The 17,160-nt window shown below is 50.1% G+C and carries 9 protein-coding genes, 4 tRNA genes and 4 rRNA genes; 14 read left to right on the top strand and 3 right to left on the bottom strand.

Annotation, left to right across the window (positions count from 1 at the left end):
* The first annotated feature begins 2 nt into the window (after positions 1-2).
* Together aroE and mtgA are read left to right on the top strand one after the other, a co-directional pair.
* The gene (gene aroE, locus ACSSVF_RS03630; RefSeq protein WP_492405546.1) at positions 3-827 is read left to right on the top strand and encodes a shikimate dehydrogenase; all 825 of its coding nucleotides are present in this window, start codon (positions 3-5) and stop codon (positions 825-827) included.
* A gap of 30 nt (positions 828-857) precedes the next feature.
* The gene (mtgA, locus tag ACSSVF_RS03625; protein WP_492405544.1) at positions 858-1,544 is read left to right on the top strand and encodes a monofunctional biosynthetic peptidoglycan transglycosylase; all 687 of its coding nucleotides are present in this window, start codon (positions 858-860) and stop codon (positions 1,542-1,544) included.
* Between the two features lie 121 nt (positions 1,545-1,665).
* Here mtgA and uvrA read toward each other — a convergent pair whose 3' ends face one another.
* Positions 1,666-4,500, bottom strand: a complete 2,835-nt coding sequence (gene uvrA, locus ACSSVF_RS03620) for an excinuclease ABC subunit UvrA (protein WP_492405543.1) — start codon at positions 4,498-4,500, stop codon at positions 1,666-1,668.
* A gap of 99 nt (positions 4,501-4,599) precedes the next feature.
* Between uvrA and ACSSVF_RS03615 the strand changes: the two genes are divergently transcribed.
* From ACSSVF_RS03615 to ACSSVF_RS03605, 3 genes are all read left to right on the top strand, one after another.
* A complete protein-coding gene (locus ACSSVF_RS03615) occupies positions 4,600-6,000 on the top strand; it encodes an MFS transporter (RefSeq protein WP_492405542.1) in 1,401 nt (466 codons plus the stop codon).
* Between the two features lie 5 nt (positions 6,001-6,005).
* Positions 6,006-6,527 (top strand): single-stranded DNA-binding protein, encoded by a 522-nt coding sequence (ssb, locus tag ACSSVF_RS03610; RefSeq protein WP_492405541.1) that lies wholly within the window; start codon positions 6,006-6,008, stop codon positions 6,525-6,527.
* A gap of 143 nt (positions 6,528-6,670) precedes the next feature.
* Positions 6,671-7,255 (top strand): hypothetical protein, encoded by a 585-nt coding sequence (locus ACSSVF_RS03605; RefSeq protein WP_492405539.1) that lies wholly within the window; start codon positions 6,671-6,673, stop codon positions 7,253-7,255.
* Positions 7,256-7,287: 32 nt separating this feature from the next.
* On the opposite strand, the gene ACSSVF_RS03600 is transcribed toward ACSSVF_RS03605, so the two are convergent.
* Both ACSSVF_RS03600 and ACSSVF_RS03595 read right to left on the bottom strand, forming a co-directional pair.
* Entirely contained in the window at positions 7,288-7,575 is a 288-nt protein-coding gene (locus tag ACSSVF_RS03600) for a hypothetical protein (RefSeq protein ID WP_492405538.1), read from the bottom strand.
* A gap of 151 nt (positions 7,576-7,726) precedes the next feature.
* Positions 7,727-8,674, bottom strand: a complete 948-nt coding sequence (locus ACSSVF_RS03595) for an L-threonylcarbamoyladenylate synthase (protein ID WP_492405537.1) — start codon at positions 8,672-8,674, stop codon at positions 7,727-7,729.
* 116 nt (positions 8,675-8,790) lie between these two features.
* Here ACSSVF_RS03595 and ACSSVF_RS03590 point away from each other — a divergent pair, with 116 nt between their 5' ends.
* The 9 genes from ACSSVF_RS03590 (at position 8,791) to ACSSVF_RS03550 (ending at position 17,154) form a co-directional block, all read left to right on the top strand.
* Complete coding sequence (locus ACSSVF_RS03590) at positions 8,791-9,117, top strand: cupin domain-containing protein (RefSeq protein ID WP_492405536.1); 327 nt, start codon at positions 8,791-8,793, stop codon at positions 9,115-9,117.
* A 355-nt stretch (positions 9,118-9,472) separates the two neighbouring features.
* Positions 9,473-11,011: ribosomal RNA gene (locus tag ACSSVF_RS03585) — 16S ribosomal RNA — on the top strand.
* Between the two features lie 86 nt (positions 11,012-11,097).
* A tRNA-Ile gene (locus tag ACSSVF_RS03580) sits at positions 11,098-11,174 on the top strand.
* 9 nt (positions 11,175-11,183) lie between these two features.
* Positions 11,184-11,259: transfer RNA gene (locus ACSSVF_RS03575), tRNA-Ala, on the top strand.
* A 372-nt stretch (positions 11,260-11,631) separates the two neighbouring features.
* Positions 11,632-14,520 (top strand): 23S ribosomal RNA (locus ACSSVF_RS03570).
* A gap of 229 nt (positions 14,521-14,749) precedes the next feature.
* Positions 14,750-14,863, top strand: a 5S ribosomal RNA gene (gene rrf / locus ACSSVF_RS03565).
* Between the two features lie 504 nt (positions 14,864-15,367).
* Positions 15,368-16,906, top strand: a 16S ribosomal RNA gene (locus ACSSVF_RS03560).
* Together the 16S, 23S and 5S rRNA genes with 4 tRNA genes alongside form the textbook arrangement of a ribosomal RNA operon.
* 86 nt (positions 16,907-16,992) lie before the next feature.
* Positions 16,993-17,069 (top strand) — tRNA-Ile (locus ACSSVF_RS03555).
* Between the two features lie 9 nt (positions 17,070-17,078).
* A tRNA-Ala gene (locus ACSSVF_RS03550) sits at positions 17,079-17,154 on the top strand.
* The last annotated feature ends 6 nt before the right edge of the window (positions 17,155-17,160 follow it).

Genomic DNA, 17,160 nt, shown 5'->3' with positions numbered 1-17,160 from the left:
ACATGACCACTGAAAAATTCGCAGTGATTGGACATCCAATCGAACACAGCAAATCGCCTTTCATACACCAGGCATTTGCCAGGCAGTTTGGTAAAACAATGACCTACGAAAAACTGCTGGCACCCCTGGATGGCTTTGCCGCAACGATTAAACAGTTACAACTTGAGGGCTATCAAGGGGTGAATGTGACCGTGCCATTCAAGTTTGAAGCATTTGAGGTGAGCCAGACACTTTCAGAACGCGCAACCGCTGCAGGCGCAGTCAATACCTTAAGTTTTCAAGGTGAGCACATCAGTGGTGATAACACGGATGGTTGCGGCCTGGTCAATGATATCCTCAAGCATTGGCAGCGCACGATTGATGGCCAGAAAGTATTATTGCTGGGCGCAGGAGGTGCTGCTCAAGGCGTGATGTTGCCGCTATTGGCACAGAAACCTGCCGTGCTGACGGTAGCCAATCGCAGCCTGGATAAGGCGCAAGCCATGGCTGGCCGATTTGCCGCAGATGCACAATTGCACCAGGTCAGCCTGGAAGTGAAAACGTTTGCTGAATTATCCGAAGGCTATGACGTGGTCATCAATGCCACTTCCGCCGGATTGCAGGCGGAAGCCTTGCCTGTCAGCCATGCGATTTTTTACGCCCACAGTTTGGCCTACGATATGATGTATGGGCGTGAAACGCCTTTTATGCAGCAGGCACATACGGCCGGCGCGCAAGTAGCCGATGGCCTGGGCATGCTGGTAGAACAGGCTGCCGAAGCTTTTTTCATCTGGCATGGTGTACGCCCAGAGACTGCGCCCGTGATCCAGTCGTTCCGCCTATCCTGATTACTTACAAAACGATCAAACATCCACATCATGAAGCGCGTCATCAAACTGTTTTTCGGCATGTTGTTGTTGTGGATTTTTCTTTACCAGATATGGGTATTGCTACACATCCTGTGGTGGGTAGATCACAATCCTGATTCGACCGCATTTATGGAAGCGCGCCTGGACGCGATGCAAGAGGCTAACCCCAACGCCAAGTTACAACAGCAGTGGGTTGCTTATGCGCGCATCAGCACACATTTAAAACGCGCAGTCATCGCGGCAGAAGACAGCAAGTTTGTTGAGCACCGCGGCTTTGACTGGAACGGGATAGAAACGGCGTTTGAAAAGAACCTGAAAAAAGGCAGAATCGTGGCTGGCGGTTCAACCATTAGCCAGCAGCTGGCAAAGAACCTGTTTTTGTCCGGCCACCGAACGCCTTGGCGTAAGGCACAGGAAGCCATCATCACCTTTATGGTGGAAAGCCTGATGAGCAAGCGTCGTATCCTGGAAATTTACCTGAACGTCATTGAATGGGGCGATGGCGTGTTCGGTGCAGAGGCGGCGGCAAAGCATTACTTTCATGCCAGCGCCCGCGCAGTTGGCCCGGCAGAAGCGTCGCGCCTGGCGGCCATGATTCCTAACCCCCGATTTTATGATAAACACCGCAGCACGCGCTTTTTAAACCGGCATGCAGCCACCATTCAGGCACGCATGCGATTGGTAAAAGTGCCCTGACTTAAAGCCTCTGTTTAAGCAATCAATAACGAATTGATGAACATACAATGAGTATCAGATTAGTTGTATGTAGTACGGCTCACTAGCAATGATGCTGAAGCATGAAGGTTGCATGTTGACCTTAGCTCTTTACAGCGAGATGTTTTAACAAGGGTGTAAGGTAACGGCCGGTATAACTGGCCGTATTTTTTGCCAGTGTCTCCGGTGTACCAACGCCAACCACCATGCCGCCGCCATCGCCGCCTTCCGGCCCCATATCAATCAGCCAGTCTGCCGTTTTAATCACATCCAGATTGTGTTCAATGATCACCACGGTATTTCCCGCATCACGCAAGCGATGAATCACGTCCAGCAATAACTGAATATCGGCAAAGTGCAGGCCAGTAGTCGGTTCGTCCAGGATATACAAGGTACGGCCGGTGTCGCGCTTGCTTAACTCAAGAGACAGTTTCACGCGCTGTGCTTCACCACCAGATAGCGTGGTGGCAGATTGCCCTAAAGTGATATAGCCAAGGCCGACATCCAGTAGCGTTTTCAGTTTTCGTGCAATGACTGGTTGCGCATTGAAGAAGTCATGCGCCTGCTCTACCGTCATCTCCAGCACTTCTCGGATATTTTTACCCTTGAACTGGATCTCCAGTGTCTCGCGGTTGTAGCGGTGGCCTTTGCAGACATCACACGGCACATACACATCAGGCAGGAAATGCATTTCGACGCGAAGCACACCATCGCCCTGGCAGGCTTCACAGCGGCCGCCTTTAACGTTGAACGAATAGCGTCCCGGGCCATAACCACGCGCGCGGCTATCCGGCACGCTGGCAAATAAATCACGAATCGGCGTAAACAGCCCGGTGTAAGTGGCCGGGTTAGAGCGCGGTGTGCGGCCAATCGGGCTTTGGTCGACATCCACCACTTTGTCAAAAAACTCCATGCCTTCAATGTCCTGGTAAGGCGCTGGTTCAGTGGTGCTGCCATATAAATGCGCGGCAACGGCGCGGTAAAGCGTATCGTTGATCAACGTCGATTTGCCACTGCCTGACACGCCGGTGACGCAAGTCAGCAGGCCAACCGGAATTTCGATACTGACATTTTTCAGGTTATTACCCGTGGTGCCATTCAGTTTCACCATGCGCGCCGGATCAGGCTGCGTGCGCGGTAATTTGAAGGTGATCTGTTTTTTGCCGCTGATATATTGCCCGGTCAAAGAGTTCGGGTCGGCTTGAATTTGGGCGGCAGTGCCAAATGACACAATGTTGCCGCCATGCTCACCGGCTCCAGGCCCAATATCCACAATAAAATCGGCCAGTAAAATCGCATCCTGGTCATGCTCAACCACAATCACACTATTGCCGAGGTCACGCAGGCGTTTGAGTGTCTCTAGCAGGCGGTCATTATCGCGTTGGTGCAAGCCAATGGAAGGTTCATCCAGCACATACATCACCCCCGTCAGGCCGCTACCGATTTGTGAAGCGAGGCGGATACGCTGTGCTTCACCGCCGGACAAGGTTTCTGCTGAGCGTGAAAGCGATAAATAATCCAGGCCAACGTTAGTGAGGAATTTGAGGCGATTCTCGATCTCTTTGACGATTTTTTCTGCAATAGCCAGTTTCTGTCCGCTGAGCTGCAGGCTTTCAAAAAAGTTGAGTGCCTGTTTAAGTGGCACTTCACAAATCTGGTGGATGTTTTTGTCGCCCACTTTGACGTGGCGCGCTTCTTTACGCAAGCGCGTGCCGCTGCATTCCGGGCAAGTGGTGGCATTGATGTATTTCGCCAGTTCATCGCGCACGGCGCTGGAGTCACTTTCGCGATAACGGCGCTGAAGGTTATTGATAATGCCTTCGAAGGTATGTGATTTGCTGAAGAAGGTGCCGCGTTCGTTCAGGTATTTAAATGTCACCTGTTCGCGTCCGGAACCAAATAACAGGGTTTGCTGGACTTCTTCGGTCAAGTTCTCAAATGGCGCTTCCAGGTCAAAATCATAATGCTGGCTCAGGCTGGCAAGCATCTGGAAGTAAAACTGGTTACGTTTATCCCAGCCTTTGATGGCGCCACTGGCTAGGGATAAGTGTGGAAAAGCGACTACGCGTTTCGGGTCAAAAAAGGTGACGTTGCCCAAGCCATCGCACTTGGGGCAAGCGCCCATCGGGTTGTTAAAACTGAACAAGCGTGGTTCAAGTTCTGCCAGTGAGTAGTCACATACAGGGCAGGAGAATTTGGCTGAGAATAAATGTTCTTTTTCGTCATCCATTTCCTGGACAATGACTTTGCCATCTGCCAGTCGCAATGCCGTTTCCAGTGATTCGGCAATGCGCTGTTTCATGTCTTCGCGCACTTTCAGGCGGTCGACCACCACATCCACACTGTGTTTGGTGGTTTTAGCCAGCTGGGGTAACTCATCCATTTCATAGACTTTGCCATCAATACGCAGGCGTACAAAGCCTTGTGCTTTTAGCGTATCAAACAGATCCAGCTGCTCGCCCTTGCGGTTAGCAACCACCGGCGCCAGAATCATCAGCTTGGTGTCTTCTGGCAGTTTGAGTATGCTATCCACCATCTGGCTGACGGTTTGTGATTCCAGTTTGATGCCGTGGTCGGGGCATTCCGGGTCACCGGCGCGTGCGAACAGCAGGCGCAAATAATCATGGATCTCGGTGACAGTGCCCACAGTTGAACGCGGGTTATGCGAAGTGGATTTTTGCTCGATGGAAATCGCCGGCGATAAGCCTTCGATCAAGTCCACATCCGGCTTGTCCATACGTGCCAGGAACTGGCGGGCATAAGCGGACAAGCTTTCGACGTAACGGCGCTGCCCTTCTGCATACAAGGTATCAAAGGCAAGAGAGGATTTCCCTGAGCCGGAGAGGCCAGTGACAACCACTAACTGGTTGCGTGGGATATCCAGATTGATGTTCTTCAGATTGTGGGTGCGCGCCCCGCGAATTTTGATAAATTCCATGATACTTTCACGAACTGACAGCCAACCTGATAATATACGCAATTATTCTGAATTAAGCCAAAGTTTCTTCCGGCTCCAACGTTTCTTATCACTATTGCCATGCAGTTCTCTGAAAAAATGACCCGACTGGAAACACGTGCGACCATCGCGCTCGCTTCCATCTACGGCTTGCGCATGCTTGGCATGTTTTTAATTCTGCCTATCTTTGCCATCTACGCTGAAAAACTGGAAGGTGGTAGCAACCACACCCTGATTGGCTTGGCGCTAGGTGCCTATGGCTTTATGCAGGTGATCTTCCAATTGCCGTTTGGTATTGCCTCTGACCGTTTTGGCCGCAAAAAGCTGATCTATGTCGGGCTGATATTGTTTGCGATTGGCAGCCTGTTTGCTGCCACCGCTACCGATATCTATATGGTGATTTTTGGCCGTGCCATCCAGGGTGCCGGCGCGATTTCTGCCGTGATTACCGCGCTGGTGGCAGATTCCACACGTGAAGAGCATCGCACACAAGCCATGGCCATGATAGGCGCAACCATAGGATTGACGTTCGCGGTCTCGCTAGTGCTGGGGCCGGTGCTAAACCAGTATATCGGTGTGCCAGGCATGTTCTGGCTGATGGCGGCGTTATCCATTGTCGCGATTGCGGTGGTGAAATTCGGTGTGCCGCACCCTGTGAATGCGCATGTGCATTCCGATGCGCAAGCAGTGCCTGCCAGAATGCGTGAAGTGCTTAAAGACAAGCAATTGCTGCGTTTGAATTTCGGCACCTTCTGTCTGCATGGGGCACAAATGGCCATGTTTATGGTGGTGCCGTTCGCCATCAAGCATAGCACTGGGCTTAATGAAAACCTGCACTGGAAAATCTACCTGCCGGTGTTGCTGGTCTCATTTCTACTGATGGTGCCGGTGATTATTTATGCAGAAAAAAAAGCCAAGTTAAAACCGGTCTTTGTCAGCGCTGTCGCTTTGATGATGTTCACGCAAATCGCCTTTATATTCAGTTTGAATTCGCTGACTGGCATCGTGCTCGCCTTGTTCAGCTATTTCCTTGCATTCAATATCCTGGAAGCCACCCTACCCTCGTTAATCTCCAAAATGGCACCGGTCGCGGCCAAGGGCACGGCCATGGGTGTGCATAATACTGCGCAATCTTTCGGCATGTTCTTAGGTGCGGCCATGGGTGGATGTTTATCCAATTATTTTGGCAGTAATGCTGGCGGCGCCGTATTTTTAATTTGCGCGATTGCCATGCTGGTTTGGTTTGGCTTGGCGCTAGGCATGCAGCCGCCCCCCAGCGTGAAGACCAAAATGTTCCATATTCAAGGGTATAATGACGACCAGGCCGCGCAGTTGGCGCAAGATGTACGTGCGATGGCAGGCGTCTATGAAGCGGTTGCGATTCCATCGGAAACCATGCTCATGGTAAAGTTAGAGAATCAGCGCAGTAAAGAATTTCAGGCGACATTGTCGCAAGCAATCATGAATAGGATAGGGAGCTAGTCGTCATGGCATCAGTGAATAAAGTTATTTTGGTGGGCAATCTGGGGCGTGACCCGGAAGTACGCTTTATGCCTAATGGCGAAGCCGTTGCCAACTTCAGTATCGCGACGACTGAAAACTGGAAAGACAAATCCGGCGTCAAGCAGGAAAAAACCGAATGGCACAACATTGTGATTTATCGCAAACTGGCCGAGATCGCCGGTGAGTACCTGAAAAAAGGCCGTCCGGTCTATATTGAAGGCCGTTTGCAAACCCGCAAGTGGGAAAAAGACGGCGTCACCCGCTACACGACTGAAATCGTCGCTGATCAGATGCAGATGTTAGGTTCCGGCCGCGAAGGTGGCAGTACCTCTTATGAGGGCGGCGACATGGATCAAAGCGGCGGTGCGGATAATTACAACCAGGCGCCCGCTCGCCAGCCAGCTGCTGGTGCGAATGCTGGCGGCAACCGTAATGCTTTTAGCCAGCCCGCAACTAGCAAACCCGCAGGCAATTTTGACGATTTTGATGACGATATCCCATTCTAATCAAATCATTTTAGCGATAGCATCTAAAGCCCGAAGCATTTCGGGCTTTTTTATTGTTGACTGATTGCGAGCGTAGGGTGGCTATGGAACACAAGCGTAAAATGGGTTGCTGGCGAATATTTCAATGGGCAAGTGTGCTGGTCATGTTTGGGTTGGTGGCAGGGGCTGCGCAAGCGCAACCTAAAAAGAAAACCCAGCTAGCCGCCCCTGTTAGTCAGTCTCAAACAGCGAAACAGGTGATGAGTCAGCATACGGATGATCTGCGCACGCTGATGCTAACGCTGTACGAGCAACATCCTGAAGAGCTTGCCAAAAGCACCCAGGTCGGCGCGCGCGAAATGACGGAATGGGTATTTGATGGCAAGGCCAACTGGAGATTTGATGCGATCCGGCGTACCCAGCAATCTGAAGCGATTGGGTTGATTTTTGACCCTGAGTATACGGGTGACCATATTCTGGCGCTGGTGGTGGGGCTGGAAACGTTGTTATTCAATGCCTATGGCGGCAAAAATGAATATGAGATTCCGGTGATTGTTGATGAGGCGCCGCTGGGGCAAGCAGCTTGCCAACTGGAAAGCTTGCAGAAAGCGCTACCAGCTAATGCAAAACAGCTGACGGTGTTGAGCCAGCCCTCTTCACTGCAGCTGATTCAGCGCACATTACAAACGATTATTCAGCGTATCCGCGGACAATTTTCTGATCAGCGCATTGCCCATACAAACTGCTGACTTGATGGGTTTTTGGGGAATGAATAAAGTCACTAGCTTGCAGCTGGCGGCTTGCAGCCTTTTAGGTGCAGGTGGTCGCTATCATCCAGCGTTGTCTGGTCACCGTTTAAGCGTAAATCCATCGTGCCGTAATGATAAAGCTGCTTGTCAGTAGCATCCCTGACCAGGCCCACTTCATGATCGGGCAGCATGACCCAGGCATCTTCCTTGTTTTCCGAAAGCTTCAGGCCAAACGACTGGTAGTTTTCGCATTGGTAATGAACAGCATCTTTACCGTAGCGTGGCGTTTCCCTGGTGCCCTTCTCAAATACGCGTGGCATTTCAAAACTTTTGCAGCCGAACAATAAAGCTGAAACTGCAGCCAGGATTAAAAAGTGATAAGCGTTCTTCATTGTGTAATATTGCTCTGATGTCGTTGAAATGGATGAATGCCTAGCATTGTGCCAGTCATGGTTGGCAGACTCAATCTTTTTACGCGGCTGGCTGGTAAGCCGCGCGCTGCAGCCTGTCTTTCAGCGCCGTCCAGTCTGGAGTATCCGGGGGCGACTCAATCAGGATGACTGTCGCATGCATGGCATCTAGCGTATGCAATGCCGCATAAAGTTGTTCGGCAGCTAGCGCAGGGTCTGCTGCCAGGGTCAGGTTTTTAATGCCAGGCAAAGCATTGTTACCTATCAACAAGGCGGCAGCATCGCGGTTCTTCGCCGCATAGTCATTTAGTGATTGGCGCGAATCGAACAGCAGGCACGGCGTGCGGGGGGAGTAATGCAATAAATGTTGTCCTGGCGCCTTCGGTGTTTCAGCCAGCGCTCTCTGGCTGGCTGGCGAACCTGCGGCCAGTGCAATGTCCGCTTCAGCAATCATGCCCGGACGCAGTAGTTGCCAGCGATCACCAGAGACGCTGACAATGGTGGATTCGATGCCGACCTGGCAAGCGCCGCCGTCCAGCACGGGGATGGCATCACCCAGACCCAGTTCAACATGCGCAGCCGTGGTCGGGCTTAATTGCGTGTATTTATTGGCAGAGGGCGCTGCCAGCCCTAATCCGCTTTGCAGCAACAACTGCTGGGTAATCGCATGTGCAGGCACCCGCAAGGCAACCGTAGGCTCGCCCGCGCGCACGGCAGAACAAACATCCTCGCGCGCAGGCAACACCAATGTAAAAGGCCCTGGCCAGAATGCCTCAGCCAACTTTTGCGCCAAGGGTGAGAATTCACTTGCCCAGTCTGATACCTGGTCGCTGCCAGCAATATGCACAATGAGTGGGTTATTGGCAGGCCGCTCTTTGGTGGCGTATATTTTTGCAATCGCCTGCGCATTGCGGGCGTCCGCTGCCAGCCCATAGACCGTTTCCGTCGGGATAGCGACCACCTCACCCTGCTTTAACAGTTCAATCGCCTTCGCCAAGGATATGCGCATCACACACTCTAAAAATACAAAAAAGCTATTTTACTACTGAACAACTTCACTGCTGAATATCGGCTTCCTATAAAATGCGCGTTTTAGCTAACGATTCATATCACGGGATTTCCATCATGCAGATTCAAGTTCAACACAATCCTGCCGAAACACAATTAAACAGCCTTGGTGTTTCCAAATGGCCTACCTGGCAAAAAGAAGTCTCCATCTTTGATTGGACATTTCATGAAGAAGAGCAGGCCTATATATTAGAAGGCGAATGCGTAGTCACGCCAACTAATGGCGCGCCGGTGTCTTTTGGTAAAGGTGACTTCGTTATATTCCCTGCTGGGCTAAAAGTGAAGTGGGAAGTCAAACAGCCCTTGCATAAACATTACAAGCTGGATGGCAATGCATTGACGCAGGCATGGAAGCGTCTGAAAGCAGCCTTGAAACTCGCTTGATCGCAGGTGTTGAAAAAGGTAATTCTAGTAATTTGTAACAAAATTGTAAAAATGAAAAATAAGGGTTGACCACAGGCCTCAGCCCTATATAATGCGCACCTCGTTGACGCAAAGCGTTAGTGATGAAGGCCCTAGTGGCTGTGTTCTTTAAAAATTAGGATGACTGATAAGTGTGGGTGTTTGTAGTTGAGTGAAGCGCATTCAATGCGTAGAAACTCAGAAAATACAAATGCTTTACACTTAGATTTATGACAAGTATGTACAGTGTTTTTTACACACATACCTTGAAATGAATTTGAGAAATTAAGCGAAACGAATACCGCCTCGAAAGAGGTATAAAGTAATAGTTAGGAATAAACTGAAGAGTTTGATCCTGGCTCAGATTGAACGCTGGCGGAATGCTTTACACATGCAAGTCGAACGATGAACCTTAGCTTGCTAGGGGGATTAGTGGCGAACGGGTGAGTAATATATCGGAACGTGCCTTGTAATGGGGGATAACTAGTCGAAAGATTAGCTAATACCGCATACGCCCTGAGGGGGAAAGTAGGGGATCTTCGGACCTTACGTTATAAGAGCGGCCGATATCTGATTAGCTAGTTGGTGGGGTAATAGCCTACCAAGGCTTCGATCAGTAGCTGGTCTGAGAGGACGACCAGCCACACTGGAACTGAGACACGGTCCAGACTCCTACGGGAGGCAGCAGTGGGGAATTTTGGACAATGGGCGAAAGCCTGATCCAGCCATTCCGCGTGAGTGAAGAAGGCCTTCGGGTTGTAAAGCTCTTTCGCAAGGGAAGAAAACTTACATTCTAATAAAGTGTGAGGCTGACGGTACCTTGATAAGAAGCACCGGCTAACTACGTGCCAGCAGCCGCGGTAATACGTAGGGTGCGAGCGTTAATCGGAATTACTGGGCGTAAAGCGTGCGCAGGCGGTTTGGCAAGTCAGATGTGAAATCCCCGAGCTCAACTTGGGAACTGCGTTTGAAACTGCCAGACTAGAATATGTCAGAGGGGGGTAGAATTCCACGTGTAGCAGTGAAATGCGTAGAGATGTGGAGGAATACCAATGGCGAAGGCAGCCCCCTGGGATAATATTGACGCTCATGCACGAAAGCGTGGGGAGCAAACAGGATTAGATACCCTGGTAGTCCACGCCCTAAACGATGTCTACTAGTTGTTGGTGGAGTAAAATCCATGAGTAACGCAGCTAACGCGTGAAGTAGACCGCCTGGGGAGTACGGTCGCAAGATTAAAACTCAAAGGAATTGACGGGGGCCCGCACAAGCGGTGGATTATGTGGATTAATTCGATGCAACGCGAAAAACCTTACCTGGCCTTGACATGCCACTAACGAAGCAGAGATGCATTAGGTGCCCGTAAGGGAAAGTGGACACAGGTGCTGCATGGCTGTCGTCAGCTCGTGTCGTGAGATGTTGGGTTAAGTCCCGCAACGAGCGCAACCCTTGCCATTAATTGCCATCATTTAGTTGGGCACTTTAATGGGACTGCCGGTGACAAACCGGAGGAAGGTGGGGATGACGTCAAGTCCTCATGGCCCTTATGGCCAGGGCTTCACACGTAATACAATGGTCGGTACAGAGAGTTGCCAACCCGCGAGGGGGAGCTAATCTCAGAAAGCCGATCGTAGTCCGGATTGTTCTCTGCAACTCGAGAGCATGAAGTCGGAATCGCTAGTAATCGCGGATCAGCATGTCGCGGTGAATACGTTCCCGGGCCTTGTACACACCGCCCGTCACACCATGGGAGTGGGTTTTACCAGAAGTAGGTAGTCTAACCGCAAGGGGGACGCTTACCACGGTAGTATTCATGACTGGGGTGAAGTCGTAACAAGGTAGCCGTATCGGAAGGTGCGGCTGGATCACCTCCTTTCTAGAGAAGATCACTCGGCTTCAAGCATTCACTCTTATCAGTCATCTGGAATTAAGCAGCAACAAAGATTTAGGCGAACCGCCTTAGGGTCTGTAGCTCAGCTGGTTAGAGCACCGTGTTGATAACGCGGGGGTCGTTGGTTCGAGCCCAACCAGACCCACCAGTCTATATCGGGGGATTAGCTCAGCTGGGAGAGCACCTGCTTTGCAAGCAGGGGGTCAACGGTTCGATCCCGTTATCCTCCACCACTTCATTGATGGTTTGAGTGAATAGATCTTTGTTGTAGATTTAGAGATTAGAAGCAAGCGTTACTTGCGTAGTGCTTGCTTCTAGTTTTTTAACTAGTCTGCTCTTTAACAAAATGGAAGAAGTAAAGGAATATAGGTTGTGTGATGACAACTTATATTCAATGGGCGATATTATTTTTTAACCGGAAATAATATCGATTGATTGCAAAATCATAAATATATTAAACGCAAGTTGAGAAGCTTGGGTTGTTGAGTAATCAATAACTTAAGCAAATCTAACGAGGTTTGATAGTGCTTTAGAATTACCTGTAACGCGTGTCTCATGCACGACGAAATCTAGATTTAAAAAGGGTTTAGGTTTTAACGTTATAGGGTCAAGTGAATAAGTGCATATGGTGGATGCCTTGGCGATTACAGGCGATGAAGGACGTGATAGCCTGCGAAAAGCTTCGGGGAGCTGGCAAATAAGCTTTGATCCGGAGATGTCCGAATGGGGAAACCCACCCGCAAGGGTAACCGCTCCTGAATATATAGGGAGATGGTGGCGAACCGAGTGAACTGAAACATCTAAGTAGCTCGAGGAAAAGAAATCAACCGAGATTCCGTAAGTAGTGGCGAGCGAACATGGAATAGCCTGTTATTTTTAGCAGATGCGATAGTAGAACGGAATGGAAAGTCCGACCGTAGTGGGTGATAGTCCCGTATACGAAATCCCGTCTGTGGAACTAGGGTAACGAAAAGTAGGGCGGGGCACGAGAAACCTTGTCTGAACATGGGGGGACCATCCTCCAAGGCTAAATACTCGTAATCGACCGATAGTGAACAAGTACCGTGAGGGAAAGGCGAAAAGAACCCCGGGAGGGGAGTGAAATAGATCCTGAAACCGTATGCATACAAACAGTGGGAGCGGACTTGTTCCGTGACTGCGTACCTTTTGTATAATGGGTCAGCGACTTACATTCAGTGGCAAGCTTAACCGATAGGGGAGGCGTAGAGAAATCGAGTCCGAATAGGGCGTTTTAGTCGCTGGGTGTAGACCCGAAACCAAGTGATCTATCCATGGCCAGGATGAAGGTGCCGTAACAGGTACTGGAGGTCCGAACCCACAAATGTTGAAAAATTTGGGGATGAGCTGTGGATAGGGGTGAAAGGCTAAACAAACTTGGAGATAGCTGGTTCTCTCCGAAAACTATTTAGGTAGTGCCTCGTATATCATTCTCGGGGGTAGAGCACTGTTATGGCTAGGGGGTTCATAAGAACTTACCAAACCATTGCAAACTCCGAATACTGAGAAATGCAATTACGGGAGACAGACCATGGGTGCTAACGTCCGTGGTCAAGAGGGAAACAACCCAGACCGACAGCTAAGGTCCCAAATGACGTGCTAAGTGGAAAACGAAGTGGGAAGGCATAGACAGCCAGGATGTTGGCTTAGAAGCAGCCATCATTTAAAGAAAGCGTAATAGCTCACTGGTCGAGTCGTCCTGCGCGGAAGATGTAACGGGGCTAAGCACGTAACCGAAGCTTCGGATGCCATAATTTATTATGTGCATGGTAGGAGAGCGTTCTGTAGGCCTGCGAAGGTGTCCTGTGAGGGGCGCTGGAGGTATCAGAAGTGCGAATGCTGACATGAGTAGCGATAAAGGGAGTGAAAAGCTCCCTCGCCGAAAGCCCAAGGTTTCCTGCGCAACGTTCATCGGCGCAGGGTGAGTCGGCCCCTAAGGTGAGGCAGAGATGCGTAGCTGATGGGAAACAGGTTAATATTCCTGTACCTCTATACAATGCGATGTGGGGACGGAGAAGGTTAGGTCAGCCGGGTGTTGGATGTCCCGGTTCAAGCGTGTAGGTTGGTTCTTTAGGCAAATCCGGAGAGCTAAGACTGAGACGTGATAACGAGCGTACTTGTACGTGAAGTGATTGATACCATGCTTCCAAGAAAAGCCACTAAGCTTCAGTTGTATAAGACCGTACCGCAAACCGACACAGGTGGGCAGGATGAGAATTCTAAGGCGCTTGAGAGAACCCGGGAGAAGGAACTCGGCAAATTAGCACCGTAACTTCGGGAGAAGGTGCGCCCCGGTAACGTGTATAGACTTGCTCTAGAAGCGTGATGGGGTTGCAGTGAAAAGGTGGCTGCGACTGTTTAATAAAAACACAGCACTCTGCAAACACGAAAGTGGACGTATAGGGTGTGACGCCTGCCCGGTGCTGGAAGATTAAATGATGGGGTGCAAGCTCTTGATTGAAGTCCCAGTAAACGGCGGCCGTAACTATAACGGTCCTAAGGTAGCGAAATTCCTTGTCGGGTAAGTTCCGACCCGCACGAATGGCGTAACGATGGCCACACTGTCTCCTCTCGGGACTCAGCGAAGTTGAAATGTTTGTGAAGATGCAATCTCCCCGCGGCTAGACGGAAAGACCCCATGAACCTTTACTGCAGCTTTACATTGGACTTTGACAAGATTTGTGTAGGATAGGTGGGAGACTATGAAGCGGTGTCGCTAGATATCGTGGAGTCAACCTTGAAATACCACCCTGATGTTGTTGAGGTTCTAACCTAGGTCCGTAATCCGGACTGGGGACCGTGTATGGTAGGCAGTTTGACTGGGGCGGTCTCCTCCCAAAGAGTAACGGAGGAGTGCGAAGGTAACCTAGGTACGGTCGGAAATCGTACTGATAGTGCAATGGCAAAAGGTTGCTTGACTGCGAGACGGACAGGTCGAGCAGGTGCGAAAGCAGGTCATAGTGATCCGGTGGTTCTGTATGGAAGGGCCATCGCTCAACGGATAAAAGGTACTCTGGGGATAACAGGCTGATTCCTCCCAAGAGTTCATATCGACGGGGGAGTTTGGCACCTCGATGTCGGCTCATCACATCCTGGGGCTGTAGCCGGTCCCAAGGGTATGGCTGTTCGCCATTTAAAGTGGTACGTGAGCTGGGTTTAAAACGTCGTGAGACAGTTTGGTCCCTATCTGCCGTGGGCGCTGCAAGTTTGAGGGGACCTGCTCCTAGTACGAGAGGACCGGAGTGGACGCACCTCTGGTGGACCAGTTATCATGCCAATGGTATAGCTGGGTAGCTAAGTGCGGAAGAGATAAACGCTGAAAGCATCTAAGCGTGAAACTCGCCTCGAGATGAGACTTGCCTCTGGCTTTAAGCCAGCTAAAGAGTCGTTCAAGACCAGGACGTTGATAGGTCAGGTGTGGAAGTGCAGTAATGCATTAAGCTAACTGATACTAATTGCTCGTGAGGCTTGATCCTATAACCTTAAAACTTAGACGACCTGAATGGGAAACCATTGAGAAAATCTATAAGGTGTAGTTCAAAGCAATATGATTTGGCAATCATCTAGAAATACTGAAACAACACGTTGTTTCAACATCTAAATCCCATTGAAAACAAGCGTAAACGCTTGAATCCTTTACTTCTTCCAATTTGTTAAAGCAGGCTGAGCTACCACTCAGCACCATGCATAACATTACCAGTTATGTTTGGGGACAATAGCGGTTTGGAACCACCCCTTCCCATCTCGAACAGGGCCGTGAAACGAACTTGCGCCAATGATAGTGTACTCTTCGTATGCGAAAGTAGGTCATCCCCAAGCTCCTTATACCGAATAGAGCCTCGTGAATGCGAGGCTCTATTTTTTATGTCAATAGTCGATTTTTTTAATGAAAAATAAATAATATTTTTCTTGACGAAAATCTTCAGCGCTGTAAAATGCGCGGCTTCCTTCGAGAAAACGAAACGTTAATTCGAAGGAATGCAGTAAGAAATATGCCATAAGCAGAAACAATCAGCAGCCGTTTAAATAGTTGTTGACCGGTTTAAAAACCTCTGTATAATGCGCACCTCGTTGACGCAAAGCGTTAGTGATGAAGGCCCTAGTGGCTGTGTTCTTTAAAAATTAGGATGACTGATAAGTGTGGGTGTTTGTAGTTGAGTGAAGCGCATTCAATGCGTAGAAACTCAGAAAATACAAATGCTTTACACTTAGATTTATGACAAGTATGTACAGTGTTTTTTACACACATACCTTGAAATGAATTTGAGAAATTAAGCGAAACGAATACCGCCTCGAAAGAGGTATAAAGTAATAGTTAGGAATAAACTGAAGAGTTTGATCCTGGCTCAGATTGAACGCTGGCGGAATGCTTTACACATGCAAGTCGAACGATGAACCTTAGCTTGCTAGGGGGATTAGTGGCGAACGGGTGAGTAATATATCGGAACGTGCCTTGTAATGGGGGATAACTAGTCGAAAGATTAGCTAATACCGCATACGCCCTGAGGGGGAAAGTAGGGGATCTTCGGACCTTACGTTATAAGAGCGGCCGATATCTGATTAGCTAGTTGGTGGGGTAATAGCCTACCAAGGCTTCGATCAGTAGCTGGTCTGAGAGGACGACCAGCCACACTGGAACTGAGACACGGTCCAGACTCCTACGGGAGGCAGCAGTGGGGAATTTTGGACAATGGGCGAAAGCCTGATCCAGCCATTCCGCGTGAGTGAAGAAGGCCTTCGGGTTGTAAAGCTCTTTCGCAAGGGAAGAAAACTTACATTCTAATAAAGTGTGAGGCTGACGGTACCTTGATAAGAAGCACCGGCTAACTACGTGCCAGCAGCCGCGGTAATACGTAGGGTGCGAGCGTTAATCGGAATTACTGGGCGTAAAGCGTGCGCAGGCGGTTTGGCAAGTCAGATGTGAAATCCCCGAGCTCAACTTGGGAACTGCGTTTGAAACTGCCAGACTAGAATATGTCAGAGGGGGGTAGAATTCCACGTGTAGCAGTGAAATGCGTAGAGATGTGGAGGAATACCAATGGCGAAGGCAGCCCCCTGGGATAATATTGACGCTCATGCACGAAAGCGTGGGGAGCAAACAGGATTAGATACCCTGGTAGTCCACGCCCTAAACGATGTCTACTAGTTGTTGGTGGAGTAAAATCCATGAGTAACGCAGCTAACGCGTGAAGTAGACCGCCTGGGGAGTACGGTCGCAAGATTAAAACTCAAAGGAATTGACGGGGGCCCGCACAAGCGGTGGATTATGTGGATTAATTCGATGCAACGCGAAAAACCTTACCTGGCCTTGACATGCCACTAACGAAGCAGAGATGCATTAGGTGCCCGTAAGGGAAAGTGGACACAGGTGCTGCATGGCTGTCGTCAGCTCGTGTCGTGAGATGTTGGGTTAAGTCCCGCAACGAGCGCAACCCTTGCCATTAATTGCCATCATTTAGTTGGGCACTTTAATGGGACTGCCGGTGACAAACCGGAGGAAGGTGGGGATGACGTCAAGTCCTCATGGCCCTTATGGCCAGGGCTTCACACGTAATACAATGGTCGGTACAGAGAGTTGCCAACCCGCGAGGGGGAGCTAATCTCAGAAAGCCGATCGTAGTCCGGATTGTTCTCTGCAACTCGAGAGCATGAAGTCGGAATCGCTAGTAATCGCGGATCAGCATGTCGCGGTGAATACGTTCCCGGGCCTTGTACACACCGCCCGTCACACCATGGGAGTGGGTTTTACCAGAAGTAGGTAGTCTAACCGCAAGGGGGACGCTTACCACGGTAGTATTCATGACTGGGGTGAAGTCGTAACAAGGTAGCCGTATCGGAAGGTGCGGCTGGATCACCTCCTTTCTAGAGAAGATCACTCGGCTTCAAGCATTCACTCTTATCAGTCATCTGGAATTAAGCAGCAACAAAGATTTAGGCGAACCGCCTTAGGGTCTGTAGCTCAGCTGGTTAGAGCACCGTGTTGATAACGCGGGGGTCGTTGGTTCGAGCCCAACCAGACCCACCAGTCTATATCGGGGGATTAGCTCAGCTGGGAGAGCACCTGCTTTGCAAGCAGGGGGTCAACGGTTCGATCCCGTTATCCTCCACCACTTCAT

The organism is Methylophilus sp. E2MeOHC9 (assembly GCF_058744375.1).
This window is presented reverse-complemented; position numbering and strand designations above follow the sequence as displayed.